This window comes from Sulfurisphaera javensis, assembly GCF_041154675.1.
Classification (GTDB): Archaea; Thermoproteota; Thermoprotei_A; order Sulfolobales; family Sulfolobaceae; genus Sulfurisphaera; species Sulfurisphaera javensis.
Genome location: NZ_AP031322.1, coordinates 2,140,627 through 2,164,409, shown reverse-complemented (window position 1 = coordinate 2,164,409; position 23,783 = coordinate 2,140,627). Strand labels below are relative to the sequence as shown.

23 protein-coding genes are annotated in these 23,783 nt (G+C 30.0%); 8 read left to right on the top strand and 15 right to left on the bottom strand.

Annotation, left to right across the window (positions count from 1 at the left end; all coding sequences use genetic code 11):
• The first annotated feature begins 32 nt into the window (after window positions 1-32).
• Together ACAM25_RS11990 and ACAM25_RS11985 are read left to right on the top strand one after the other, a co-directional pair.
• Complete coding sequence (locus ACAM25_RS11990) at window positions 33-716, top strand: DUF2192 domain-containing protein (protein ID WP_369609941.1); 684 nt, start codon at window positions 33-35, stop codon at window positions 714-716.
• A 39-nt stretch (window positions 717-755) separates the two neighbouring features.
• A complete protein-coding gene (locus tag ACAM25_RS11985) occupies window positions 756-1,658 on the top strand; it encodes a CBS domain-containing protein (protein ID WP_369609940.1) in 903 nt (300 codons plus the stop codon).
• A gap of 245 nt (window positions 1,659-1,903) precedes the next feature.
• Here ACAM25_RS11985 and ACAM25_RS11980 read toward each other — a convergent pair whose 3' ends face one another.
• Genes ACAM25_RS11980 through nth form a run of 4 tightly spaced genes read right to left on the bottom strand, consistent with a single transcriptional unit; the run spans window position 1,904 to window position 7,149 of the window.
• The gene (locus ACAM25_RS11980) at window positions 1,904-4,519 is read right to left on the bottom strand and encodes an ATP-dependent helicase (protein WP_369611680.1); all 2,616 of its coding nucleotides are present in this window, start codon (window positions 4,517-4,519) and stop codon (window positions 1,904-1,906) included.
• 45 nt (window positions 4,520-4,564) lie between these two features.
• The gene (locus ACAM25_RS11975; protein ID WP_369609939.1) at window positions 4,565-5,950 is read right to left on the bottom strand and encodes a glycosyltransferase family 2 protein; all 1,386 of its coding nucleotides are present in this window, start codon (window positions 5,948-5,950) and stop codon (window positions 4,565-4,567) included.
• A complete protein-coding gene (locus ACAM25_RS11970; protein WP_369609938.1) occupies window positions 5,940-6,509 on the bottom strand; it encodes a ParB N-terminal domain-containing protein in 570 nt (189 codons plus the stop codon). The genes ACAM25_RS11975 and ACAM25_RS11970 overlap by 11 nt, the downstream gene beginning before the upstream one ends.
• Entirely contained in the window at window positions 6,478-7,149 is a 672-nt protein-coding gene (gene nth / locus ACAM25_RS11965; RefSeq protein ID WP_369609937.1) for an endonuclease III, read from the bottom strand. The genes ACAM25_RS11970 and nth overlap by 32 nt, the downstream gene beginning before the upstream one ends.
• Before the next feature lie 53 nt (window positions 7,150-7,202).
• Here nth and ACAM25_RS11960 point away from each other — a divergent pair, with 53 nt between their 5' ends.
• Entirely contained in the window at window positions 7,203-7,466 is a 264-nt protein-coding gene (locus ACAM25_RS11960) for a winged helix-turn-helix domain-containing protein (protein ID WP_369611679.1), read from the top strand.
• On the opposite strand, the gene upsB is transcribed toward ACAM25_RS11960, so the two are convergent.
• From upsB to ACAM25_RS11930, 6 genes are all read right to left on the bottom strand, one after another.
• Window positions 7,463-7,855, bottom strand: a complete 393-nt coding sequence (upsB, locus tag ACAM25_RS11955; RefSeq protein ID WP_369609936.1) for a pilin subunit UpsB — start codon at window positions 7,853-7,855, stop codon at window positions 7,463-7,465. The genes ACAM25_RS11960 and upsB overlap by 4 nt on opposite strands.
• Window positions 7,856-7,860: 5 nt before the next feature.
• The gene (upsA, locus tag ACAM25_RS11950; RefSeq protein WP_369609935.1) at window positions 7,861-8,295 is read right to left on the bottom strand and encodes a pilin subunit UpsA; all 435 of its coding nucleotides are present in this window, start codon (window positions 8,293-8,295) and stop codon (window positions 7,861-7,863) included.
• Window positions 8,296-8,315: 20 nt separating this feature from the next.
• Window positions 8,316-9,794 carry a membrane pilin protein UpsF gene (upsF, locus tag ACAM25_RS11945; RefSeq protein ID WP_369609934.1) on the bottom strand — a complete coding sequence of 493 codons (1,479 nt, stop codon included), beginning with the start codon at window positions 9,792-9,794 and terminating at the stop codon, window positions 8,316-8,318.
• The gene (locus ACAM25_RS11940; RefSeq protein WP_369609933.1) at window positions 9,769-11,196 is read right to left on the bottom strand and encodes a type II/IV secretion system ATPase subunit; all 1,428 of its coding nucleotides are present in this window, start codon (window positions 11,194-11,196) and stop codon (window positions 9,769-9,771) included. Before ACAM25_RS11940 ends, upsF begins: the two co-directional genes overlap by 26 nt.
• 44 nt (window positions 11,197-11,240) lie before the next feature.
• On the bottom strand, window positions 11,241-13,253 hold the full coding sequence (gene upsX / locus ACAM25_RS11935; RefSeq protein WP_369609932.1) for a protein UpsX: 2,013 nt from the start codon (window positions 13,251-13,253) through the stop codon (window positions 11,241-11,243).
• 255 nt (window positions 13,254-13,508) lie between these two features.
• On the bottom strand, window positions 13,509-14,162 hold the full coding sequence (locus ACAM25_RS11930) for a hypothetical protein (protein ID WP_369609931.1): 654 nt from the start codon (window positions 14,160-14,162) through the stop codon (window positions 13,509-13,511).
• A gap of 41 nt (window positions 14,163-14,203) precedes the next feature.
• Between ACAM25_RS11930 and ACAM25_RS11925 the strand changes: the two genes are divergently transcribed.
• Together ACAM25_RS11925 and xerA are read left to right on the top strand one after the other, a co-directional pair.
• Complete coding sequence (locus ACAM25_RS11925; protein ID WP_369609930.1) at window positions 14,204-15,070, top strand: hypothetical protein; 867 nt, start codon at window positions 14,204-14,206, stop codon at window positions 15,068-15,070.
• A gap of 191 nt (window positions 15,071-15,261) precedes the next feature.
• Entirely contained in the window at window positions 15,262-16,116 is an 855-nt protein-coding gene (xerA, locus tag ACAM25_RS11920; protein WP_369609929.1) for a site-specific tyrosine recombinase/integron integrase, read from the top strand.
• Here the strand turns inward: xerA and ACAM25_RS11915 are convergent.
• The 4 genes from ACAM25_RS11915 to ACAM25_RS11900 are packed head-to-tail and all read right to left on the bottom strand — an operon-like array spanning window position 16,113 to window position 19,495.
• Window positions 16,113-17,084 (bottom strand): radical SAM/SPASM domain-containing protein, encoded by a 972-nt coding sequence (locus tag ACAM25_RS11915; protein ID WP_369609928.1) that lies wholly within the window; start codon window positions 17,082-17,084, stop codon window positions 16,113-16,115. The genes xerA and ACAM25_RS11915 overlap by 4 nt on opposite strands.
• Window positions 17,077-17,589 (bottom strand): gamma carbonic anhydrase family protein, encoded by a 513-nt coding sequence (locus ACAM25_RS11910; protein WP_369609927.1) that lies wholly within the window; start codon window positions 17,587-17,589, stop codon window positions 17,077-17,079. The genes ACAM25_RS11915 and ACAM25_RS11910 overlap by 8 nt, the downstream gene beginning before the upstream one ends.
• Window positions 17,589-18,638: a methyltransferase domain-containing protein gene (locus ACAM25_RS11905; protein WP_369609926.1), complete on the bottom strand. Its 1,050-nt coding sequence runs from the start codon at window positions 18,636-18,638 to the stop codon at window positions 17,589-17,591. Before ACAM25_RS11905 ends, ACAM25_RS11910 begins: the two co-directional genes overlap by 1 nt.
• On the bottom strand, window positions 18,623-19,495 hold the full coding sequence (locus ACAM25_RS11900) for a beta-ribofuranosylaminobenzene 5'-phosphate synthase family protein (RefSeq protein WP_369609925.1): 873 nt from the start codon (window positions 19,493-19,495) through the stop codon (window positions 18,623-18,625). The genes ACAM25_RS11905 and ACAM25_RS11900 overlap by 16 nt, the downstream gene beginning before the upstream one ends.
• Before the next feature lie 27 nt (window positions 19,496-19,522).
• Here ACAM25_RS11900 and ACAM25_RS11895 point away from each other — a divergent pair, with 27 nt between their 5' ends.
• The 3 genes from ACAM25_RS11895 (at window position 19,523) to glnA (ending at window position 22,871) form a co-directional block, all read left to right on the top strand.
• On the top strand, window positions 19,523-20,887 hold the full coding sequence (locus ACAM25_RS11895; protein WP_369609924.1) for a class I adenylate-forming enzyme family protein: 1,365 nt from the start codon (window positions 19,523-19,525) through the stop codon (window positions 20,885-20,887).
• Window positions 20,880-21,278 carry a thioredoxin gene (trxA, locus tag ACAM25_RS11890; protein ID WP_369609923.1) on the top strand — a complete coding sequence of 133 codons (399 nt, stop codon included), beginning with the start codon at window positions 20,880-20,882 and terminating at the stop codon, window positions 21,276-21,278. The genes ACAM25_RS11895 and trxA overlap by 8 nt, the downstream gene beginning before the upstream one ends.
• 171 nt (window positions 21,279-21,449) lie before the next feature.
• Window positions 21,450-22,871, top strand: a complete 1,422-nt coding sequence (glnA, locus tag ACAM25_RS11885; RefSeq protein ID WP_369609922.1) for a type I glutamate--ammonia ligase — start codon at window positions 21,450-21,452, stop codon at window positions 22,869-22,871.
• On the opposite strand, the gene ACAM25_RS11880 is transcribed toward glnA, so the two are convergent.
• Window positions 22,860-23,762 (bottom strand): MarR family transcriptional regulator, encoded by a 903-nt coding sequence (locus ACAM25_RS11880; protein WP_369609921.1) that lies wholly within the window; start codon window positions 23,760-23,762, stop codon window positions 22,860-22,862. The two genes, glnA and ACAM25_RS11880, sit on opposite strands and share 12 nt — an antisense overlap.
• Between the last annotated feature and the right edge of the window lie 21 nt (window positions 23,763-23,783).

Below are 23,783 nucleotides of genomic sequence, written 5' to 3'. Positions count from 1 at the left end.
CTTTTTTAAGGGAGAGTGCTAATAGAAACGATATGGTTAAAGAGATTTACAAGGAGCGAGTGAAAGTACTTACAGATCTTTGGAGTAAAATTCTACAGCAACAAAATATAGCTAGAGGAGACGTTATTGAAATGTTAAGAGAGTCTTATGAGGAAAAAGGTATAAAACCTATAAGAGGATTCAAGGCTGAAGATCTTTATGAGAAAGAATTAATAAGCCTTTATGTTGTTGGAAAAGATGGTTTAGGCTTATTTGATGATTATAAAGATTTATTTAACAAACTTTTCAGTTTCGAAATAACTTATGATGAAGCTCTTTCTCTAGTGTTAGAAAATAAGCCTCTTGAAGCTTACGAAAAACTTGATAAGGATAAAGGAAATGTCGCTAAAGCGCTTAGGCTGGCTTTTACAGAGACAATTTTTTCATTTAAACCAGAAGAATTACTTTTTAAAGCTATAAGAAATCTTAACAACACTGACCTAGATGAATTAAAACATACTGCAGTAAGTTTCTCTAGGTTTTATACAGCTTTTAAAATTGCAGAAGGAATAGCTGAAAAGAGTATAAGAGATAAAATGTCATTAGAAGCTATGAAGAAAGTAATCGCTATTAATATTGGTATAAAATATCCTTTACCTAAGCAAGAATATATTAGCCTTATAGCCACAGAAGTATTTAACATTAATCAAAAAATTCTAAAAAGAATATTTTCTTAGGGAATTATTTTTAAACCTAAACTTGTATTATAATTATTGATGCAGAATCTATCATCAACTCAAAGAGAAATACTTCTAGCTTTAGTTGACCTTTATAACAGATATAAGAGAATGATAAAGAGTAAAGAAGTTGCTGACGTAATCGGCAAGGATGAAGGTACAGTAAGAAATATAATTCTTAGCTTAAAAGTTCTTGGTCTTATTGAATCAAAACCAGGTCCTAATGGCGGTTATGTTCCAACACTTAAGGCTTACGAATCAATTAAAAATCCAATTGTTGCACCAGTTTTTGATCAATTAAGCTTATATAAAGACGGTTTAGAGACAGATATTAAAGTTAGCAATATAGAACTTTTGGATATTACTAATCCTTCTGGGAATAAAATACTTTTAAGAGTTAATGGAGATTTGAGAAAATTAAAAGTAGGTGATTCAATAAAGATAGGCCCTATTCCTTATACAAGATTAGTCATAGAGGGAGTTATTATTCATATTGATGATTCAAGGAAAGAATTAGTTGCTGATGTCACTAGAATGATAAGCATTCCTAAGGTTCAAATAAAGAATTTAATATCTAAAAAATTAGTTGCCCTAAAACCGGATATGAGCTTAAAGGAAGCATCCCAAATATTCTACAAAGAGGGAATTAGAGGAGCCCCAGTACTTGATAGTGAAGGAAAAACCTTAGGGATATTAACAACAGCAGATATAATTAAAGCCTTCTTTGAAGGAAAATATGATGCTAAAGTTAGTGAATATATGAAAACGAACGTAATTAGTATTAGAGATGAGGATGATATTTTGACTGCAATAAAAAAGATGTTAATATACAACGTAGGTAGACTTTTAGTATATAACCAAGATCAAAAAGTAATTGGAATTGTTACAAGAACTGATATATTAAAGACTATTGCTGGACTTGAAGAGTTGGTAGGCCCTTGAAAAAAGAAAAAATAGGCCTTTTATTAAACGATAATTCAATAGTATTTCTTGATAATATTTCAAACAAAGAGAACAGTTTTGAAATAGACGCTAAAATATTTTACAAATATTTGCCTAAATTGAAAGCAATAATTCATACACATAATGAAAGTTGTGAACCAAGCATAATAGACGAAGTAAATATGATATATTGGAATGTCCCATGGATAATTACAAGTAAAAAGTGTATAAAAGCTTATACCATTTCAAGTTTCCGTGTATTTGAGATCGATATTAATTCCCTTATCTCTAAGGAACTCAAGGACCTTCTCATGAAGCTTCTTTAATAAATCTCTTTTTTGCTCTGCTAAAACTACATCAGAATGCTCCTTTAATATAATATTGTGAGCAAAGGGACTAGGTATAGTGTTAGGGCCAATTACCTTAACATTTATCTCTCCTTCCTTTATCTTTTTAACTATTTCAATTGCCTTAGAAATATCCATATAATCTTCTAATATTTCTCGTATAGTTTCTTTAAGCACAGGAAAACTTTCATATTCTTTTACAACATTTAAAAGAACTTCAGAATTTAACTGGCGTCTATCAATACTAGTTTCTCTACCCTTATATCTTCTAAGTAACATAAAAGATCTTTCAGCACAATGTCTGAATCTCTTCTTAATCATTTCTGTCCTTAACACCACTTTAGATAATATATTATACATCTCGTCTGGGTTCAGTTTATACAGTACATTTTCTATGTTATAATCTATGATTTGGGGTAAGGTTATAATAAACCCATTATCAGTAACAGAAATTCTTACATCAGTATTAAGCTCTTCACTAACTATATAAGCTACTGCCCTAGATAATGCATCAAGCGCTCTTCTACCATATAACGCGTGAAATATGAAATTTCTTCTATTCTCTTCATCATCATAAATCTCTATTAAAATTAGTTTATCAGTAGGAATTATTCCATTCGTAAATAGATATTGTTCTAAGACATACTCATATATAGACCATGCAGCGTATTTACTAATCTGATATTCTTTTGCAACAAGTTCTATTGCCTCTTTCCTATCTACACCTTTTTCAATTAAATTCGCAACAAACCCTCTAAACTTCCCTACCTCTAAAGCTGAATCATATGCTAAAGGTAACATTTCAGAAAACCAACTGGGAACTGTTGGTCTTTGTCCTTCTGCGCTTCTTACTATTATTACGTTGCCTTCGCTACGAATAAACTCATAAGTTTTGCCAGATAGAACAAATATATCTCCAGGCATAAGTATCTCTGCAAACTCTTCCTCTAAGTTACCTACATATTTGCCATTCTCTGTTTTTACAGCTATGTCAGCTTCATCGGGTATTGTACCACTATTTAAGAAGAATATCATTCTAGCCCCTCTTTTTGGCTTTATCATATCATTCTCGACTCTAATTTTTGAATATACATTTTTTGATTCTAATTCATAGTTTCCTTGCAAATAAGCAATTACACTGTCAAATTCTTCTTCACTCAGCCCTTGATAATTATAGGATTTAGTTATAATTTTATAAAGATTGTCCTTCTTTATTGGAGAAATTAGAGAAGCTGCTACAACTAATTGTACTAGCACATCTAACGGCTTCATTGGAATGTGAAGTTTATCTATCTTTCTATCTCTTGCTAATTTGGCTAAAACAGTGCATTCGACTAAATCATCTCTATCTACTACTATTATTCTTCCTTTACTAACATTCCTTATATTATGACCAGCTCTTCCTATTCTTTGTAATAATCTACTAACACTCTTAGGACTACTAAGGAGAATTACTAAATCAATATAACCTATGTCAATACCTAATTCGAGACTAGTTGACGAGACTACTACTTTTAATTCCCCTCTCTTTAACTTTTCCTCAACTTCTAATCTAACATCCCTACTTAAGCTACTATGATGTGCTGCAACTACATCACTATCAAAAATTTTTTCTGTTTCAAAAATTTTCCTAAGCTTATATGATACTCTTTCTGCCGCACTTCTTGTATTTGTAAAGATAAGAGTAGTTTTATGCTTCTTTATTTCCTCAACTAAATAAGAGTATATTCCTTGGCTTATTTCGTCTTCAGTAGCATGAACCAAATCTTTAACAGGTGAAACTACTCTAATATCAGTTGGTTTTACAAATCTTGCATCAATTATATTATACTCCCTATCTCTTCCTACGAGGAATTTTGCAACTTCATCTAAGGGAGAAACAGTTGCGCTTAATCCAATTCTTGTTAGCTCATTTTTTGCCACTAAAGATTGATATATTTCTATCATCCCCATTAAATAGGCTCCTCTTTTACTGTTAGCCAATTCATGGATTTCATCAATAATTATCCATTTTACTTCAGCTAATTTTTCTCTAAATTTAGGAGAAACTAAAGAGATTCCGAAAGATTCTGGGGTAGTAATTAATATATGAGGTGGTAAACGTAACATTTTCTGTTTTTCATAAGAAGTAGTATCGCTAGTTCTAACCCCTATTCTTATTTCTGGAAGATCTTGATATTTTTGTTTAAGTTCTTGTAATGGTTCGAAAAGATTTCTTCTCATATCATTGTTTAATGCTCTTAAAGGAGAAATATAAATTGCATATATTTTATCGTCTAGATTACCCTTATATCCTAAATCGATTAATGTATCTAAAATCCCTAAAAAAGCAGCTAATGTTTTTCCACTTCCAGTTGGGCTAGAAACTAAAACATTTTTATTCATTTTTATTAATGGTATTGCTCCTCTTTGAGGTGGAGTAAAAGAACCATATTTTTCTTTAAACCAATTAGCAACTTGTGGAGTAAGCATTCTTAGAATTTCATCATCGGTAAAGTAATTTGTATAATTAATTTCCATCCAATTGTGAATAACTATTAGAGATATTAAAATAATTGTTCATAATTCCCTGTTAAAAGTTATTAAAGCGTATAAAAATCCTACAGCATAATAGAGTAACCAAAATGCAGTAAAGTAATAATGATTAAGGAAATATATTATAGCCGATAAAGTATAAATAATCCCAAAAATTCCAATAACAAGAATTATCTTATATTGCGTATTAACTTTGCTTCCTCCCTTTGGTGTAACAATATAAGTTTTCTTTTTGCTAAGTAAACCTTTTAGAAAATAATAAAAAATGAAAGGAGAAATTGCAACCGTAAAACCCGAAACACGACCTAAAGAAAATAATGCATCTTTCCTACTAAAACCTAATTTTAACGCAACTTCATAAATTATGTAAGCATACACTCCTAGTACAAATCCCCAAAATAAGAAAAGAGGAGATGCTAGCAAATCATGCTTTGCAATCATGACTGAAAAAAGCAACAACAATGAACCTAAAAAAGTAAATATAATCGGAGTATATTGAAGTAAATGAATTAACATATCAATTTTCTTTATAAAACTTACTTTAGCTGTTAAAATATATTTTATTCTATTTCTTATTACTTCGCCAGTTCCCATGGCCCATCTAGTTTGCTGAATAAAGAAAGAAAAGAAATTATCAGGCACTTCAATATATATTGGAACACCAGAAGAGCATATCTTTTTATTCTTATTTATTAATCTTGCACCTATTTCTAAATCATCTTGAATCATATTGTAATCCCATCCTCCCACTGCTTCTAAAGTTTTTCTTTTAAATAGAGTACCACTGCCCACTGGAAATACACTTAAATTTATCTTTTCTTTTCCCTCAAATAATGCCTTACTTGCAAAAAAAGTGGAAGCCATTATCCCTTTTGCCAATTTTGAATATGTGTTTTCCGAATAACCTACCCATTGAAGAGCTACTGCATCACAATTATTTACAAGCATTCTATAATATGATTTAATTAAAGCATCTTTAGGAAGTCTTGAATCAACATCAATAGTTAATATTAAATCACCTTTAGATTTCTCATATCCGTAGAGAAGGGCTCCGCTTTTATAACCTAGTTTTTTCTCCCTTCTATATAGAAAAACATGTAAACCACTGGGTATCCTTATTTTTTTCAATATTTCATTAAAATAATCTTCTGTATCATCAGAAACTATGATTACTTCCATTTTGTTTTTATCCCATTCTAATTCTGAAATATTATTTAACAATCCTTCAATGACTGATATTTTTTCTCCTTTAGTAGGAACTATTATAGATAGGAAAGGATAATCCTTTATCTTTATATCTTCAAAAGAGTAATTATTATTAAATGATAATTTATATAAAAATAACTGATAAATAACAAATAACGTAGGGTAAAGAAATATTAAAAACTGAATTATCCAACTAATATTCATTAATTCCAATCTCTTCTTTAGCTATATAAAATTTATATTCATGCCTTGTTGATTTAGGAGGAAATCTTAATCCCTTTGTAGCAATACTTATTATATAATCCTTAGGTAGTGAAGGAATATAAAGTCCTTTATTCTCGTTTTTTATAATCTTAAAACCTAGTCTAGTCAATTGTTGCTCAAAGAAATGTTGTTTCCAATAAAGTCTATAAAGTGAATTCTCACATAAGATTTTTCTATCATGATAAGAGACACAGAATTTTCCCTCCGTATTAAATGAAATATGTATACTTGGGCAAACTAAACGATACCACGAATTAACTATAATTTGATTACTTTTATATTTTACATAATATACAGGAATTTTATTTATTCCAAGTTTAAGAAATGCATAATACCTATGATGACCATCAAGTATTAAATTAGTTTCATCATCAACAATAATAGGAATTACTTTTCTTCTTTTCTTTATATTTACGATATTTTGCTCTACTATAAATGGGATAATATCTTCATGAGGTATTAAATCTTTAACTCTTACCCATTCTATTGAAGTAACCACAACAATAATTTAAAACACAACTTTCACATAAAGGTTTTCTGGCAGTACAAGTTTTTCTTCCGTGAACAATTAGTAATTGATGAACTTGTAAAAGCTGCTCAGAATCTAAATTTGAGGTGAAAAACTTAGAGATATCATTATACTTTGGATTAGAACCTAAAATTCCCAACCTAGTGACAACTCTCCTTATATGTGTATCTATTGGGAAAACTCTACACTTAAAGCAATTAACTAATACGACATCAGCTGTTTTTTCACCAACACCTTCAATCGAAGTGAATATCTTTCGTAATTCTTCACAAGATAAACTATATATATCATTTTTATGTTCTTTAAAAAATAACGCTACATTTTTGATATATCGAGCTTTAGAATTAGCCAATCCTACATTTCTTATTAAACTCCTTAACTTATCATCTGACAGAGATAAAATTGAATTAACTGATATTCCAATCTCTCTTTCTAAGTTATTATATGCAATATACGTAGCTCTATCAGTAGAATTTTGCGAAAGAATCGTTGCTACAAAAGTCTTGAAAACGTCCTTTGTCCTTGCACATACATCATATGCTACAAAATCTATAGGATTTATAGAGTAAGTCTTAGAGAGTCTATCTAAAATCTCTTTTGGAGTGCACACTTCCTATATGGGCTATTTACCTTAAAAAGGTTTAGAAACAAACTTCTAACATGATGTATGAGATTAAATTGATATTAGAGGCAATTAAAGAAGGCCACGTTAACCCTGGAGAAGTAGTTATTTACACTGGCTTACCTAGATATGAGGTTCTTGCATTATTTCACGTTTTAGAAGATTTAGGACTAATAGAGACAATTTATTCTAAAGGATCACATAAAGTTTATAGACTTACACCTAAAGGTGAAGAAATACTTGAAGCGCTTGAAAAGGGAATGCAAATTGAACTTAACGTTAAAAAAGAAACTTCCTTAACTTAAAGCTCGTAATAGTAATAGTTCCCATTAGCTTCTATGACTAGTGTTGCATTAGTTATAGTTATATTAGAATTTATAATTTTACTTAAAGAGATTAACTCATTAGGCTTAATAGTTATATAGATATTATACTCCTTATTATTTAATATTATTAAATTAATAGATATAGTAGTTTTACCATAATTATAAAGATAAACTTTACTAGTTGTATCTCCCATTTGTATAACAGATAATTGAGTAGTTATAGCGTTATTCAATTTGTTAAAATTATGACCTATTATGCCAGAATTGAAATTATATAGAGAATTAAAATAAAGGAATAAAGGAACAGCTAGTGAAAGAGTTATTATAGTTACTATGAGAGAAGAAAAAATAGATGAAATCCCTTTCATTTTAATCACTCAGTTTCAGAAGCTAGAACGTTTAGTGAAATAGAGAAAGGTTTACCAGTAGCTGTTTTACCTAAGAATATTACCGTATAATAAGAACCTGGTTGTATGTTAATCCCAGATTGAATTTTTGTCACATTTTGATATGTTTGACCAGGGTTAAGTATTATATTCCCAGAATTTAATGGTGTAGAATTTCCGTTAATTAAGATCTCAGTTATTGTTACTTGTATATTACCGTCATTAGTTAAGGAATATTGTAAATAAGATTGGTTTGTTGAGGGATTTACTATTATTTCTGCTTGGGCATTTACATTTACATTTTGAGTTAGGTTTCCAAACATTCCGTTTGCATAGGCATATAAGAGTGTACCTAAGGCTATTGTTATTGCTAATACTATAACAGTTCCTAGTATTGAGGATATCCCTTTTGCGTATTTCATTTTTCTCGTATTTTTATAATTTATAAAAAGACGGGTGGGATAAACGAAAGTATAATTAAAATTACTGTTATCATAACCATTGTGGGAAAATACAATATTGTAAACCTTGATAGTTTTGAGAGCAATAAAGCAGAGCCTACGGTATACAATGCTATAATATCGATTTCTGGTATAATACTATTTATTATCTTGTTTAAGGTAGTAAAGGATAACCATAACATTATAGGAGTTAAAAATACTAAGGCATCATAAAGTCTTAACTGCTTCATTAAGGATTCTTTAGAATAAAGAATCTCAGCAATAGCATTTCCTAATTCTTCTAACGCATTAGAAGATGATCCGGTTTTAGATAACAAGAATAATAATTTCATTGTCATATTGAAAAGTTTAGAGGGAGTTGATATATCTTCAGGATTTTTTATTACATCATTTAAAACTTTATTAACTCTTTTGGAGTTCATCCTAATCTTTGGAAGAGCATTTTGAACTGTATATCCGATTCGTAAATACACAGATAATTCCTTAAGTATTATTGGTAATGATTTTTCTAATTCATTTGCTAATGAGACTTGCTGATAAGTAAAATAGCTAAGTATCAATAATATCGTTAGAATAGAAACTATTTTATACGTTACATTAACTTGCAAAATAAGAATTAATGGAATTAACACTAAACCGTACAAGATTTTGCCATATTTAATTTCATAATTAATACCCGGCTGCAAAGTCGTTATAACGAAAAGTAATGGCGGAATAAATACTAGTGGAAATAGTAATTCTATTATGGAGACTTTGAATGTGAAAGCAAATCCTATTAATACTATAGGCAATAAAAGGAGAACAGCAAATTCTACCTCAGCTAATTCAGCTGACTTTTCTACGTATCCTTTATAAGATTCTTTCAAATCAAATAAAATATCCTTTAATACATCTCTTAGTCTATCTCTTACAGTTATTCCTAGATTTATTGCCGCAATATAGTTATTGTAAAGCTTCCCCAATAGATCTCCACTATGAATTTCTGCCCTTTTCTCTATGGCATTTATCGTCGAAAAACCCATATACTTCATCATCTTGTCTAATAATTGAAACTCTATTTTAGGAGTTTTTAATTCTTTAATTTCTGAAAGTTCCTTCATAGTATAAACTAAACTTTTATCAACTATTGAATTTACATATGCAACTATTGAAATGAATGGTGCTTCCAAATTAATCAATTTCTTAAATTCTTCCTTCTTTGACCATGAATATAATAATGGATAAAAGTAAGTTAATAGTGCTAGTGGAATATCTAGAAATAATAATATTTTAATTTTTAGTATTGCAAGTAATGTAATTAAAGATATTAAAGAGAGAAAAATTTTTAGCAAGAAGTTGTATTTTTTACATAGTTCCTCAATATCTCCTCCATAATACTCTAAGTTAGATTTTATGTTAGAATTAAATAAAATACAAGGATAAATTTTCCTTAACTTATGATAAAATAAGACTTTTTGCATTTCTAATCACCTCATCATAATATTTCCTAATTTTATTAGATACCTCATAAAAATCAACTACTCTATCATTCCTAAGTTTTTTAAGAAATTCAATTCTATTACTCAATTCTTCTTTGATTTCATCTTGCGACAAACCGTATGTTTTACCTATCCATTTAAGTCTATAAGATTTCTTAATTAGAGAATTAACATCATTAGGTATAAACTGACCCTTATTAAAAGACCATTCTATAATTTTTTTGAATTTTATTTTTCCTTTATCAATATTAGTCTCATAAATTGATATAATACTCCTTACACTCTTTCTTCCTTCCTTTCTTCTACTTACGACCACGAAAGACCATATAGTTTGCAAAAAGAGTTTTGATAAATCGGTAGATAGCAAATCAGTTATCCTTGTTACTGCATCTATTGGTCTAGACCCATGAAATGTAGTTAAGGAACCGTGTCCAGATGCAGAAGCATGTATTAAAGCTTCGATTTCTTTCCCTCTTACTTCTCCCACTACTAAATAATCTGGCCTATATCTTAACGCTAGCTTTGCTAAATCATTTAAAGTAACATCATAATCGCTTGCTAAAGTAGATCTACTTATAAACCTTACCCAATTATCACTTACAATATTTATTTCTGGTGTATCTTCAATTGTTAATATCTTATAGTTAGGGTTAATTAAGTTTAACAATGCAGTAAGAAGAGTTGTTTTCCCTGAACCAGTAGGCCCTAAAATCATTATAAAGGGTTTATATTCTATTAAAAACCATAAATAGGAAGCTATTATTTCATTTAGCATTCCGTTGTCTACCATATTTATAATGCTTAATGGTTTAGAAGGGAATTTTCTAATATCGAATGTAGAGCCAGGCAAGGAAATTTCATTATTTAGAGTTGCTGCTACTCTATCCCCATCTGGTAGAGAAAATTCTACGTAAGGTTTAGCGATATTTATACTTTTATTAGCTTTATTTGCTAATTTTTCAATGACTTTTACTACTTCTTCGTCATTCTGTGGAATAATATTTGTATATAATCTAATGCATTCAGAGAAGTCTCTATGAACAACTGTTATGGGATATCCGTATCCTTTACATTCTATTTCTTCAATCTGTTGATCTAGCATCAGTGGAGTAATTATATCATATAACATACTTTTCTTAATGTGATATAATATCTTTTCTATGGATTCATCTTTAAAACCTTTTTCTTTTAATCTATTTATAACTTCATCTTCTAGGTTTTTAGTATTAATATACAATAAATCAGATAGAATATTATTCTTTATATTTTCTTCATATTTAGTGAGCGAAGGTTCCTCAACTATATATTTACATATTCCACTTTCATCTTTAATTATCTTTATTTTAACCGGTCCAACATAATATTCTGTTAAAGTCTCAGACATGATAAATAGTGGTTAAAAATATAACAGTGAGTTAAGTGAAAATATCACATAATCCCATAATTTCCCAGCTCTTCCTTCAGCTTATTCGCTATATAAAATGCATTAATTATTGATTTCTCTAAAATATTTTCTATCATATAGGTTTTTTCCCACTTTATATCATTAGAATAATAAACTCTTACATAAATATTTGAATAGGTAGGATCTAATCTAAAAACGAAGTCACCAGAAGTACTTGTCTGTATCTGAGTTCCATAAATTATGGTAGTAGGAAGATTGTACAAATATTTTATTTTTATAAATAAATCATTACCTATTATATTTCCATATATTTCTTTAATAGGATATGATAATCCATAAATTATGTACTCCTTTTTATAATTATCTTTATTAATGGAGATAATTTGTTTTCCCCCTTTAACCTTTATGTTTATTCCTTCTATGTTTATTTCGCTCCCTTCTTTTGCGATTATAACATTATCATAAATAGATGGATATTCAAAAGTCCTTATCCACTCAAACGCATCTTTTTCACTTATTTGTAAAATTTTTCTACTTGCATTTTCAATTATTTCTTTTGATACATACTGAGGATTTTCTTCTACTTGTTTAATTGGTAAGACATACTCATTCATTAATTCAATAAACCCATTTCTTTCTATCGATAAAGTAATAATCTCCTCATTAGAATCAAACTTTACATACGGAATATTTATAGAGATTTCTCCATTGGTATTTTCTATTTCGAATGTATACTCTTTTCCTTCTATTTTTAGCCTTAATATCTTTTTAATTCTACTTGGTATATTATATTTTATCTTTAATTTAATTATACTATTATAAAAATCAGTATTGCCTTTAATTCTTCCACCTACGGCCTTAACAATATAGCCCTCAACAAGTTTAATTTCAGGTTTATCAGAATTTATATTTATATTCTGACTATATTTGAATAATTCATTCTCAATCGATATTGAAGAAATCACAGAAGTTAGCCTATATGGCTCTATGAATAACAGAACATTATCTCCTTCTTCTCTTTCTGCTATTTTAATTATTTTATTATCGTTCTTTATCTCACCTAAATATTTTTTATTAACCTTTATAATTGCTGAATTCTCTAACGAATTATAAGAACTTAGAATTTCTATCGGCTCTTTCTCAGTTTGATCTAATATATAAATTCTTCTTGAATTAGATATTACATAAATATTTTTTCTATCCGCAACTATACTGTGAACATTTTGTAAATCATATAATTTCTTAAGTTCACCATTGTAAACTGTAGTTAAATTATCAGTGATTATTACATAATTATAATTTGCAAAGCTAGCATTTATGTTAGATATGGATGATAGGTATGACCATCCACCCCTAAAATATACTTTTACTTTATCTCCACAAGCTATCATTATTCCAGAAGTAGATTCACCTATAAGATAAGCATCGGAAGAACATATCCCTAATAAGTCATATTCGCTTTCCATGGTTATTTTACCAGCTAATGTTTGATATATATATCCTAAACTTGTCTTTCCCAAATAAAAAGATGGTTTCTTAATCTCTTTTTTATTTCCGAAATTGTCTATAATTAATGAATATTCATCATAAATTAGATTTATAAAATTAGGATTTATCCTATATTTTATTGCTTTGTTTAACTCTATTAATTTACCATTTGTAATAACTACTGTATTAGACTTATTGTCTAGGACATAAAAAGAATACTTATGTTTATAATTTAAAAATTTACTTCCATTAAATACGAAATTCTTCCCTTTTTTCTCTACGGTATATATATCTTCTCCCACTAGAATAAAATCATATGCCGACTGATTAGAATATACTATTTCGTTTTCCCCATCCTCTACTCTAATAACGTTAGAACCTTTCTTAAGTAACCAATGACCCTTAACGTCTATATCGTTTTTTATCTTAATTTCTGGTGTCTTTAATGCATCAGAATAAATTTGTATAACATCTTCATGAGTTAAGAACCAAAAGTTAACATCCTTTGGTAAATTAATATCAAAAACCGAAAGTATATGAGGAATCATTACATTAGTAGGATTAAATTAAAATATACTCAGTAAGCTGAAAATACTTATTAAAGTTGAGTAGAAGTAATATGAGGAATTATATCAACTCACGTTAAATTACTACTAATGCAAATAAACATATGAAGGCCGTATACTTACAAATTACTTTGCTATTGATTTCCTTTTCTCTATTCATACTAAAAATACCATATCCAATTGAATTAGCGATAGCGATTCCTACTGTAATAAAAATGATTAAAATATCAAGAAAAATTAGAGTAAAGAGATTTTAACTTCGCCACATATACCTTTTTCTTTACAAAGTTTAAAGAAGCATTCTAAAGCTTCTCTCCCTTTTAATCCTAGTTCCTTTGACATTGCTGGTATTTCACCTTTATTTACTATTAGAGATGCTGACTCACGTATTATTACTTTTAACTTTAGAAGATCTTCTTCTCCTAGCTTTTGACTTCCTAAGATAGATATAATTATTGGAATATTGCCACAAGATTCTTTCCATTTTTCATATAGATTTATATCCCCTTCATCATAACTTATTATCGCATTATAATCACCAAATGAAGGTACTATATTCTCGTTATTCAGAAATATCTTAGCTAAATAAAATTCTGTTGAATTGGTTCCATTAACTAGAAGTTTTATTTGTTTTTCATCTTTTTTAATCTTCTTTATATAGAGTCCGTTAACTAACATACTACCATTAGATAAAACTTTTACATCTTTCGTTATAGCTAATACCGGTAAGGGAATAAAGAGCAAATCGTACTTATTAATATTGAATTTTATTTCGTCCTCCTTTATCTTCTCTACAACAAATTCATATCCCCTATTATTTATTTCACCTCGTAATAATGGAATTAGCGGTTTTAGTTCTTCTTCCCTAGAATATGCTAGCTTAATCCTCACAAATAACTGTTTATTTTTACCAAATTTAATTTATTCTACCTATGAAAACTTTAATAATAGGGACCGGATACGCTGGACTAAATGCATTTCACGTTATAAAAGATGCTGAACTAGTATCTGATAATTCTACTTTCATATTTTATACTGCATATTTAAGAAGTTTATTTTTTGGTGGAAAATTTTCGAAAAAGCTTAATTTTATAAAAGAAGAGAAAGTTATTGAATATGATCTAAAGTCAAAATGGGTCAAGACAACAAAAAATGAATATAATGTTGATAATTTAATTGTAGCTGCTGGATGTGATAAAAATGAGATAATAAACACAATAAATACAATTGTGAGAAAAGATAAAGTCTCAATCTCTTCTGAAGACCCATTTAATGATTATTTAGCAATTCAAATTGCTTTTTATTTAAGAAAATTGGGAAAAGAAGTTAAATATAATGGGAGATACATGGATTATTTAGGAGATAAAATAAGCTCTACAATTTTAAAATATACTGAAAAATACGGAATAAAATATACTGAAAAAGCTGAAGATATCCTACCATCATGCAAACCATCTTATCCTTTTAATTTTTTTAAGGTGAATGAATATCTACAATATGAAAACTCGTTTATAATAGGTGATCTCATTAGTGGTTTTCCTAAATTAGGAGAACTTGCTATGCGTAGTGGAATTTATGTTGGGAATTATATTCTGGGAAAAACAAAGAAGCCTTTTAAACCTATTTTTATAACAATTATTGATACTGGGAGAGAAGGAATACATATTAGATCAGATAGACTATGGGGAGGTTCAACTGAAATTGTTAAAGTATCTAAAATTAGACAGTTAATGAAAAGATTCATAGAAAAATATTATTTAATTAGAAATGGAAAAATGGGATTTTTATATTACTTGTAAGTACCCAGGGACCTGGGGGGTCAGGGGGATCATCATTCCTTTCATTAGGTCCCTGAGTACCCTAAAAAATATTATGTAGAAAAGGGGTATAAGTAGTTTTGCTATTGGAAAAATTTTTCTATATTCTAATAGAATAACTACGAGTATCACTCTATCTCCTTAATAATAGCTACTGAAATAATTATCCTTACGTGAAGTTACAATTAGGAAAACCAGATATAATAATTGATCCTTTCAATGACTTTATAACTGCTCTTACAATTGCTGGTGCATCAGATAACACTATTAGATTGTATTCAATTGCAATTCGTGATTTCCTAGATTTTATAAAGAAAGATCCTAGGTACACAACAGCTCAAGATCTAAATAAATGGATAATGAATATTTTAAGCAGAAACACAAAGAGTAAAAATGATAACGATATTGAAAAAAGAAGAAAAAAAGCTGTAACAGCAAGACATTACATAATAGCTGTTCTCAGGTTTTTAAAATGGCTAGGAATCGATATAAAGCCAACTTTACCTAGAGTAAGAAGGAGGGAAATTAGAGCTTTATCAGAAGAAGATATCAAAAAAATAGATGAAAATCTTAGAAGATTAAAAGACAAATTACTTATACATCTTATGTTAGATACTGGATTGCGTTCTAAGGAATTACTTTCTATTAAAAAATCTGATATTAGCATTGAAAAAAGATACATAATTGTAAGAAATACTAAGAATGGTGAAGAGAGAATTGTATTTTTCACAGAAGATACAGCGAAAATGTTAGCTAAATATATCAAGAATCTTAAAGATACTGATCTCTTATTCAATATGAGTTATCATGCGCTATATCGAAAACTTAAAAGGTTAGGTAAAAAAATTGGAATAGATCTAAGACCACATATATTAAGACATACATTCGCTACTCAAGCTATAAGAAAAGGAATGCCACTACCAGTAGTGCAAAAACTATTAGGGCATAAGGATATAAGAACAACTCAAATATACACGCATTTAATAACAGAAGATTTACAAGAAGTTTATAAAAAAGTATTCGGTTAAGCTTTTCCTAAAAATCTCCATTTTATCATTTCATAAATATATTCCGCTAGATCTTTAACGCTATTAAATGACGCAGTCTGTAAATGTAGATATTCAAATTTTGCTTGGTTGTTAAGCATATATCTCTGCAATTCCTTAACTATAGGTTTCTTTAATATCTCCTCTAACTTCTCCTTTGACAAATTCCCTACTATTTTTCCATTTATATCATCTGGATAAGGTAAATCTCCATTTGGATAAACTGAAATAGCATAGCTTACTACTCTCTTTGTTGAAACTTTACCAATTAAAGCATTAATGAAGCCCCACGAGTTATTTATTGTAGGCCCATATTTCCTTTTCAAATCCGACATTACTTTATACAATTCATAAGGGTCTGGAGCTAGTTTGACTTTAGATTCCGGGTAGTCAATTGCTGGAAGTATTACGATTTTATATTTACATTCCTTAACTTTTTTCACTTTTTCCTCTAGCTTATGCAAATTATATCTCGTAACTACTGTCTGTACATTAACCTTGAGGCCATATTGCCTAAACTTGCACAAATTATCTAAAGCTTTGACATTCCAATGATATTCGTCTATTGAATAATGGAGAAAATCAATGCTATCTGCTAGTTTAACAAGGAAATCTTCGTCATTCAGCCTATACCCATTAGTAGTTAACATCACATAGAATGAACCATCATGAGCATATCTTAAGAGTTCTAAGATATCATTTCTTATTGTAGGTTCTCCTCCTTCAAAAGATAATACCACTATTGAAGAGTTCCTTAAATTATCAATTATCTTTTTAACTGTTTCAGTACTTGCCTCACCAAGCTTGCCAGAATAGTACTCTGGTGAACAAAAAGTACAATGAAGATTGCATCTAGAGGTAACTTTAAATGTCGCATAAGCTGGATTAAAGGGATCCTTTAATAACTGGGTTTTAATAAACCACCTAAATGCCTTTAGATCTCTATTCAATTTTTAAAAACCTCCTTACGTGCTTTAAATATTCTTCAGCATTCTCAGAAATTAATTTTATCTCTTCTTCAGTCACTTTCCTTATTACCTTAGCTGGTACGCCAACAGCTATGCTATATGGCGGAATTTTACTGCCTTGAGTCACTACTGCGCCAGCACCTATGATTGAATACTCCCCTACTTCTGAGCCATTTAAAAGGATCGCTCCCATACCTATTATCACATTGGAAGAAACTTTAGCGCCATGAATTATTGCATTATGTCCAATAGTTACCCTATCACCTATTATCACTTTATACCCAGGGTCAGTGTGAATAGTAGTACTTTCTTGTACATTCGTTTCCTTACCAATTTCAATAGAATCATTATCGCCTCTTACTACAACATAATGCCAGAGACTTGAAAACTCGCCTATTGCAACATCACCTATTACGTATGCAGTAGGATGAATATATACTCTTTCAGCTATCCTGGGCTTTTTACCTAAATATTCTTCAAGCGGCATCACTTTTTCTTAACTAATTTGGCTATAAAAAACCCTGTTAAATCATGAACATGCGGATGAAATCTTACAATCTCCTCAATTTCAAATCTCTCATCTTCAATTACTTTCTCATTTTCCCATGAAGTAACGGTACATGTAGAGTAAACTAAAGTCCCACCTTTTTTCAATATTTTATATGCAGAGTTAATAAATTGTTTTTGATAATAATAAAAGTTAAGAATATCCTCTTTTGTCTTTTTATCATAAACCTTTGGCCTTATACCTAAAGCGGAACAAGGAGGGTCAATAATTACTTTATCAACATCTCTTATACCATAATCTTCATAAAGATATCTGGAATCTGCTAAATAAACTTCAATATTCATGTGCATTTTTCTAACTTTCTCCCTTAATTCTTCAACTTTTTTCTTTGTATGATCAAATCCAATTACTTTACTTTTAGGTTCTAGTTGATATATATGGGTCAATTTTCCTCCAGGAAAAGCAGTCATATCAATTATTATTTCATTAGGCTTAGGATCTAGTAAATGAGCAACATACATAGACGCTTTACCTTGAAGAATTACATATCCCTCCTTAACTAAATCTAAGTCAGCTAACGGTGGTGCATAATATAGAGGATTCGTGACCTTAACTATTAAATTCCCTTGATTAACTATCTCTCCTTCAGCAACTATTACTCCGTTTTCACTTATCACACTGACCTCTTTTCCGTGACCTACAATTTTCTTTACTCCAGGTTTGTAAACATTAGCACCCATCATAACACTTTCTGCAGTCTTTTTATCTACTATAACCTTTGTGTCGTGCTCAACAACCTTATTAGGACCTTTTAATCTAATGTATAAAGCTTCTTCAAAATCTTCATCCATTTGAAGAAAATTTAGCTCCTTTAAGACCTTTTCAACTGAAGTCTTTATTGTATTTACTCTAATATACAGTCTGCTATTAGGAATTAGAATTGATCTTAGAAATTCATTAAGATAGCTACCATAAATTTTCTTTAAATCATCAATAACAAATTCGTCATACTCTAATCTTTCAGCCATAGTACTTTTGCCCCCTCATTGTTTGCTTCAGTTACAAAACCACCAAAAGTGGATACTAATTCTTCTCCTTCTCTTTTACTTCTCACAAAAGTATAAATAGCTGGACCAAATGAAGAAATTCCGGAATAAAATCCTTTAGCATAAAGTCTCTTCATTAAATACTTCACTTCATCTGTCTGAAGACTAACTTCGATTTTCTTAAACCCTAAATTCTGTATGAGTCCAATAGCTTCTAATGCCTCTTCGAGATCATTTTCTATTACAGCTGGAATTAATTTTAAGAAAACAATTCTAGTTAAGGTATCAATCCCTTCAACTTTAGCATTTTTAAAAGCTTCAAGTTCATCTTTTCCAAATATTTTACGTCCACCTTTAGGAACATTAACATAAATATACCACGGAAATTTATACCTTGCAATTAAAGGTGGAGGATCAACTTTAGCATAATCTGATGGTAACACTTCTTTTTTTATCTTCTTAGAATGTCCACCATCAACTATAAACCCACCGTATTTAAACGCATAAACACCTATCCCAGAAGTGCCTCCACGTTTAACAAGTTTTGCTAATTCTACTACATCTATATTTTTTAAATTATATTCCGCTCCTAATTTTGCTAAAGAAAGAAGAAATTGTGTAGTATGCCCTAAACCTATATGTTCTTCAAAATCTTCTTCTATGCAATAATCTGGTATTTCAAAAGGTAAGTTTAAGTTTGCTTTATTGCAATTACCAGTCCTAATTATAATTCTTGGATATTTTAATGCTACCCCAACTCCTCCATCAATCCTACCGTATTTTCCATCTAAATCAATAAGTGTAATATGAATTCTCGAGAGACCAATAATTTTTATCATGCTAAACACTTCATTTATCAGAGGCTTATGAGTTTAGCTAAGTTAGTATTTGAGTGGAGTAAAAAATATCCTAATAAAACTTTTTTAATAAGCGAAGATAAAAGCTTGACCTATGAACAAGCGTCAAAAGAAATAAGCAGTATAGCCTCTAATATTTCCCCTGGCAGTACAGTAGTCCACATAATGTTCAATTCAATAGAATCCATACTTTCATATCTAGCTATTTTATGGGCTGGAGCAAAAATTGTTGCTGTAGACCCCTTAACTTCTGCCGAAGATTTAAAGTTTATATTAGAGGACTCTAACCCAGATATTGTCTTTACTGATTCAGAAATTTACGAAAGAGAAAAAAATGTTCTAAAAGACTACAAGACGTTTGTTAATATACCTAGAAAAAATGTATACTCACCTCCTTATGAATATAGAGAAGATGAAGTTGCTTTAATCTATTATTATGCTGGAATAGCTGGTAGAACAATGCAAGTACTTCACAGTGCTAAAAGAATGGAACTTAATGCCTTATCACTTTATAGGGCTACAAAATTAAAAGAAGTAAGAAGCATCCTCACAGTACCAATTGCTCATGTCCTGGGTAATAGCGTTTTAGGTGTAACTTTAGAGGCTGGAGGAAGTATGTATGTAATGAAAAAGTTTGATCCCCAGTCAACTGTATCAATAATTGAAAAGTACTCAATAAACTATCTTTCAACAGTTCCAATGGTTTATGACTCACTAAATACAGTTTCAGGGAATTTATCAAGCTTAGAATTATGTGTTAGTACTGCTGCACCTCTATTCCCAAACACCGTTAACACATTTTTCAATAAATATAGTAAAAAGATAGTCCAACAATACGGTTTTACTGAAGGATTTGTATTAACTTTTCAACCCTTAGAATATGCTGACGTTATTAGCGTAGGAAAACCTTTGCCAGAGGTTGAGATAAAACTAGTTAAAGATGACGGTAAAGAGGCAAAAATTGGTGAGGTAGGCGAACTTTGGGTTAAAGCTCCTTGGCTTATGTTAGGATATAAAGACCCTAATGAAACAGCAAAAGTATTCTCTGATGGTTGGTTAAAGACTGGAGATTTAATGAGCATGGATGAAAAAGGTCTATTATACTTTAGAGGTGTGAAGAAAAGGATGTTAAAGTATAAAGGTTATCCTATCTTCCCTAGAGACCTGGAAGAAATACTGAAAACTCATCCTTCCGTAATAGATGCAAAAGTTATCGGAGAAGATGCAGGTCAATTAGGTCAGCAACCTGTTGCAAAAGTTATTGTGAAAGAGAAAAGGGCTGGATTAGAGGAGGAGCTTTTAAATTATGTTAACTCAAAGGTAGCGTTTTATAAGAGGTTAAAGAAAGTATACATAGTGGATAAACTTGAGTGAAATTGATACTTTAGTAAGGGAAATAGCTAAAAGACTAGAAGAAAAAGCAGAAAAAATAATAAAGAAAGAAGAAGTAACAGTAACTATAACTGACAGTAACATAGATGAAATTATAACTAAGAATAAAGTAGTGTTTATTGATTGTTGGGCACCTTGGTGCGCGCCATGTCACATATACGAACCAATATACAATAAAATAGCTGAAAAATACAAGGATAAGATAGTTTTTGGAAGATTAAATGTTGACGAGAATCCTAAGACTGCTGATAAATATGGTGTAATGAATATACCTACAACTTTAATTTTTGTTAATGGACAAGTAGTAGATCAAATAGTTGGTGCTGTAGATGAAAGCACACTAGAGGATTACGTTAAAAAATATCTAAATTAATTTCACTCCTTCTTTATTCTTTAGCGAGAGATTAAATTATTTTTTATATCATATTTTTAAGCCATTTTTTACATTTACATAATCTGTAATTAAGAATCATATATAAACTTCTGAACAGTTTTTATACTTAGCGCTAAAAATCTTTTTAAACAATTAAAGCTATTCGTTATCATGCCAAATTTGCCTAAAACGCCAGAAGAAGCCCTAAAATTTTTGAAAGATAATAATATAAAGTGGGTGGATCTTCAATTTACTGATCTACCCGGAAGATTACACCACATAACTATCCCAGCATATGAATTTACAGAAGATTCATTCAAGACAGGATTCGGAAAACTAGATGGAAGCAGCATTAAAGGATTTACTATGATTTATGAAAGTGATATGGTATTAATGCCAGTACCTCAAACTATGACACTTATACCATGGAATCAAGGAGTAGCTAGAGTAATAACTCAAGTATTCTGGGGAGGAGGAAAAGGTAGATTTGAAAGAGATCCAAGACATATTGCCGAAGAAGCCGAGAAAAAACAATCCGAAGAAGGATATGTAAGCTATTTTGGACCAGAATTAGAATTTTTCATATTTGACAAAATTGATTTAGATGTAGCAACACCTCAAAGTGGAACAGGATATAAAATATATGCTAGAGAAGCTCCTTGGTCTAAAAATGGTGGTTTCTTAATAAGATATAAGGAAGGATACTATCCGGCACCACCAGTAGATCAATTAATGGACATAAGATTAGAAGCAATAAATACTCTTGTAGATTATTTTGGGTTTACAATTGAAGCAACTCATCATGAAGTAGCTACTGCTGGACAAGGAGAAATAGATTTCAGATACTCAACTCTAGTTGATACAGCAGATAAGGTTCAGACATTAAAATACGTTGTTAAAAATGTGGCAGCAAAGCATGGTATGATTGCAACTTTTATGCCAAAGCCTATGTTTGGAGATAACGGAACTGGAATGCATACACACTTTAGTTTATGGACAAAAGATGGTAAGAATTTAATGTATGATCCAAATGATGAATACGCTGAATTGAGCCAAATTGGCAGATATATAGTAGGAGGTATACTAGAACATGGTAGAGCATTGTCAGCCATAGTATCTCCTACAACTAACAGTTATAGAAGATTAATCCCTGGCTATGAAGCACCAGTTTACTTAGTATGGAGTAAATCAAACAGGAGTGCTGCTATAAGAATCCCATCTTATTATAGGGGTATGGAAAAGGCAAAGAGATTAGAATATAGACCACCAGACCCCTCTTGTAACCCATATTTAGCATTTGCAGCAATACTAATGGCTGCATTAGATGGTATTAAAAAGAAAATAGACCCCGGTGATCCAGTAGACGAGAATGTATATCATATGAGCGAAGAGAGAAAGAAACAATTGAAAATAAGAGAAATGCCAAGATCACTAGATGAGGCACTAGATGAGTTAGAAAGCGATAATGAATTCCTAAAACCAGTATTTAGCTCATCAATATTAAATACCTATATAGATTTGAAGAGAGATGAAGCAAAGACAATGCAACAATACCCGCATCCAATGGAACTATACTACTATTTAGATGCCTAAAATACCTATTTTTCTTAGATTTCTTTTTATTTCATTTAAATCTAAATAATAATCAAATATATAATTTTTTATAGCTTCTGAGAGAATTGGGTAATCCATATTTAATAAGACTGAATAATCTCTTATCCATCTATCTTTTTGATAAAGAAAAGAAGTAAAAGAATCTTCATAAATTCTTTTAATCAAATCACTATCTAACTCTTTCCTAACTGCAAGAGTACAACAATGAAGAGCCTCAAACTGATGTAAAACATTATAACCTTTATGCGAAAGTATAGTAAAATATGGCTCCCAAATAGATATAGCACTGACTTTTCTTCTTTCTAGATCATAAATCATACTTTCAGGTGAATTATAACTTTGCAACTCTAATTCGGGATTTAATAGTAAAGTCCAAATTTCCATACTAGACATTTCTGTTGAACCTATTGTGTCACATAATGATTTACCAATAATACCACCTCCTCCTTTAGCCCCACCACTAATAATTTCAAAATTATCAAATATCTTTTTGAAAATTAATTGAGTTACAACAGGAGAAAAACCAGCATTTATTTTACCTTCTGCTAAGTCTTTGGTCAATGCAAGACCATTATCATAAATAACTATATCTACAAAGAAACCTTTCTCTTTGAGTGATTTAACAAATGGAATAATAAATGGGTACTCTGCTGCTCTAATTATTCCTATTTTAATAAATTTATTACTTAATTTTACAGTTAAATTTTTACCTAATGTCTTTTTCCTTTCAATAAGACCTTGCTTCTCTAAATCGGATAAAATTTCAGAAAGTCTACTTTTAGATAAACCACTAAGTCTAACAAGTTCTGATTGCGGAACTTCTCCAAATCTCTTAAGAATATCTATAATCTTAGATTTTGAATCCGCCATTCAATAAAAAATCTTCTTACG

Bases quoted from the DNA above. Each gene is read 5' to 3' on its own strand.
- ACAM25_RS11990 (WP_369609941.1), top strand. From the start codon at position 33: ATGGTTAAAGAGATTTACAAGGAGCGAGTGAAAGTACTTACAGATCTT.
- ACAM25_RS11985 (WP_369609940.1), top strand. From the start codon at position 756: ATGCAGAATCTATCATCAACTCAAAGAGAAATACTTCTAGCTTTAGTT.
- ACAM25_RS11975 (WP_369609939.1), bottom strand. From the start codon at position 5,950: ATGAATATTAGTTGGATAATTCAGTTTTTAATATTTCTTTACCCTACG.
- ACAM25_RS11960 (WP_369611679.1), top strand. From the start codon at position 7,203: ATGTATGAGATTAAATTGATATTAGAGGCAATTAAAGAAGGCCACGTT.
- upsB (WP_369609936.1), bottom strand. From the start codon at position 7,855: ATGAAAGGGATTTCATCTATTTTTTCTTCTCTCATAGTAACTATAATA.
- upsA (WP_369609935.1), bottom strand. From the start codon at position 8,295: ATGAAATACGCAAAAGGGATATCCTCAATACTAGGAACTGTTATAGTA.
- upsF (WP_369609934.1), bottom strand. From the start codon at position 9,794: ATGCAAAAAGTCTTATTTTATCATAAGTTAAGGAAAATTTATCCTTGT.
- ACAM25_RS11940 (WP_369609933.1), bottom strand. From the start codon at position 11,196: ATGTCTGAGACTTTAACAGAATATTATGTTGGACCGGTTAAAATAAAG.
- upsX (WP_369609932.1), bottom strand. From the start codon at position 13,253: ATGATTCCTCATATACTTTCGGTTTTTGATATTAATTTACCAAAGGAT.
- ACAM25_RS11925 (WP_369609930.1), top strand. From the start codon at position 14,204: ATGAAAACTTTAATAATAGGGACCGGATACGCTGGACTAAATGCATTT.
- ACAM25_RS11910 (WP_369609927.1), bottom strand. From the start codon at position 17,589: ATGCCGCTTGAAGAATATTTAGGTAAAAAGCCCAGGATAGCTGAAAGA.
- ACAM25_RS11905 (WP_369609926.1), bottom strand. From the start codon at position 18,638: ATGGCTGAAAGATTAGAGTATGACGAATTTGTTATTGATGATTTAAAG.
- ACAM25_RS11900 (WP_369609925.1), bottom strand. From the start codon at position 19,495: ATGATAAAAATTATTGGTCTCTCGAGAATTCATATTACACTTATTGAT.
- ACAM25_RS11895 (WP_369609924.1), top strand. From the start codon at position 19,523: ATGAGTTTAGCTAAGTTAGTATTTGAGTGGAGTAAAAAATATCCTAAT.
- glnA (WP_369609922.1), top strand. From the start codon at position 21,450: ATGCCAAATTTGCCTAAAACGCCAGAAGAAGCCCTAAAATTTTTGAAA.
- ACAM25_RS11880 (WP_369609921.1), bottom strand. From the start codon at position 23,762: ATGGCGGATTCAAAATCTAAGATTATAGATATTCTTAAGAGATTTGGA.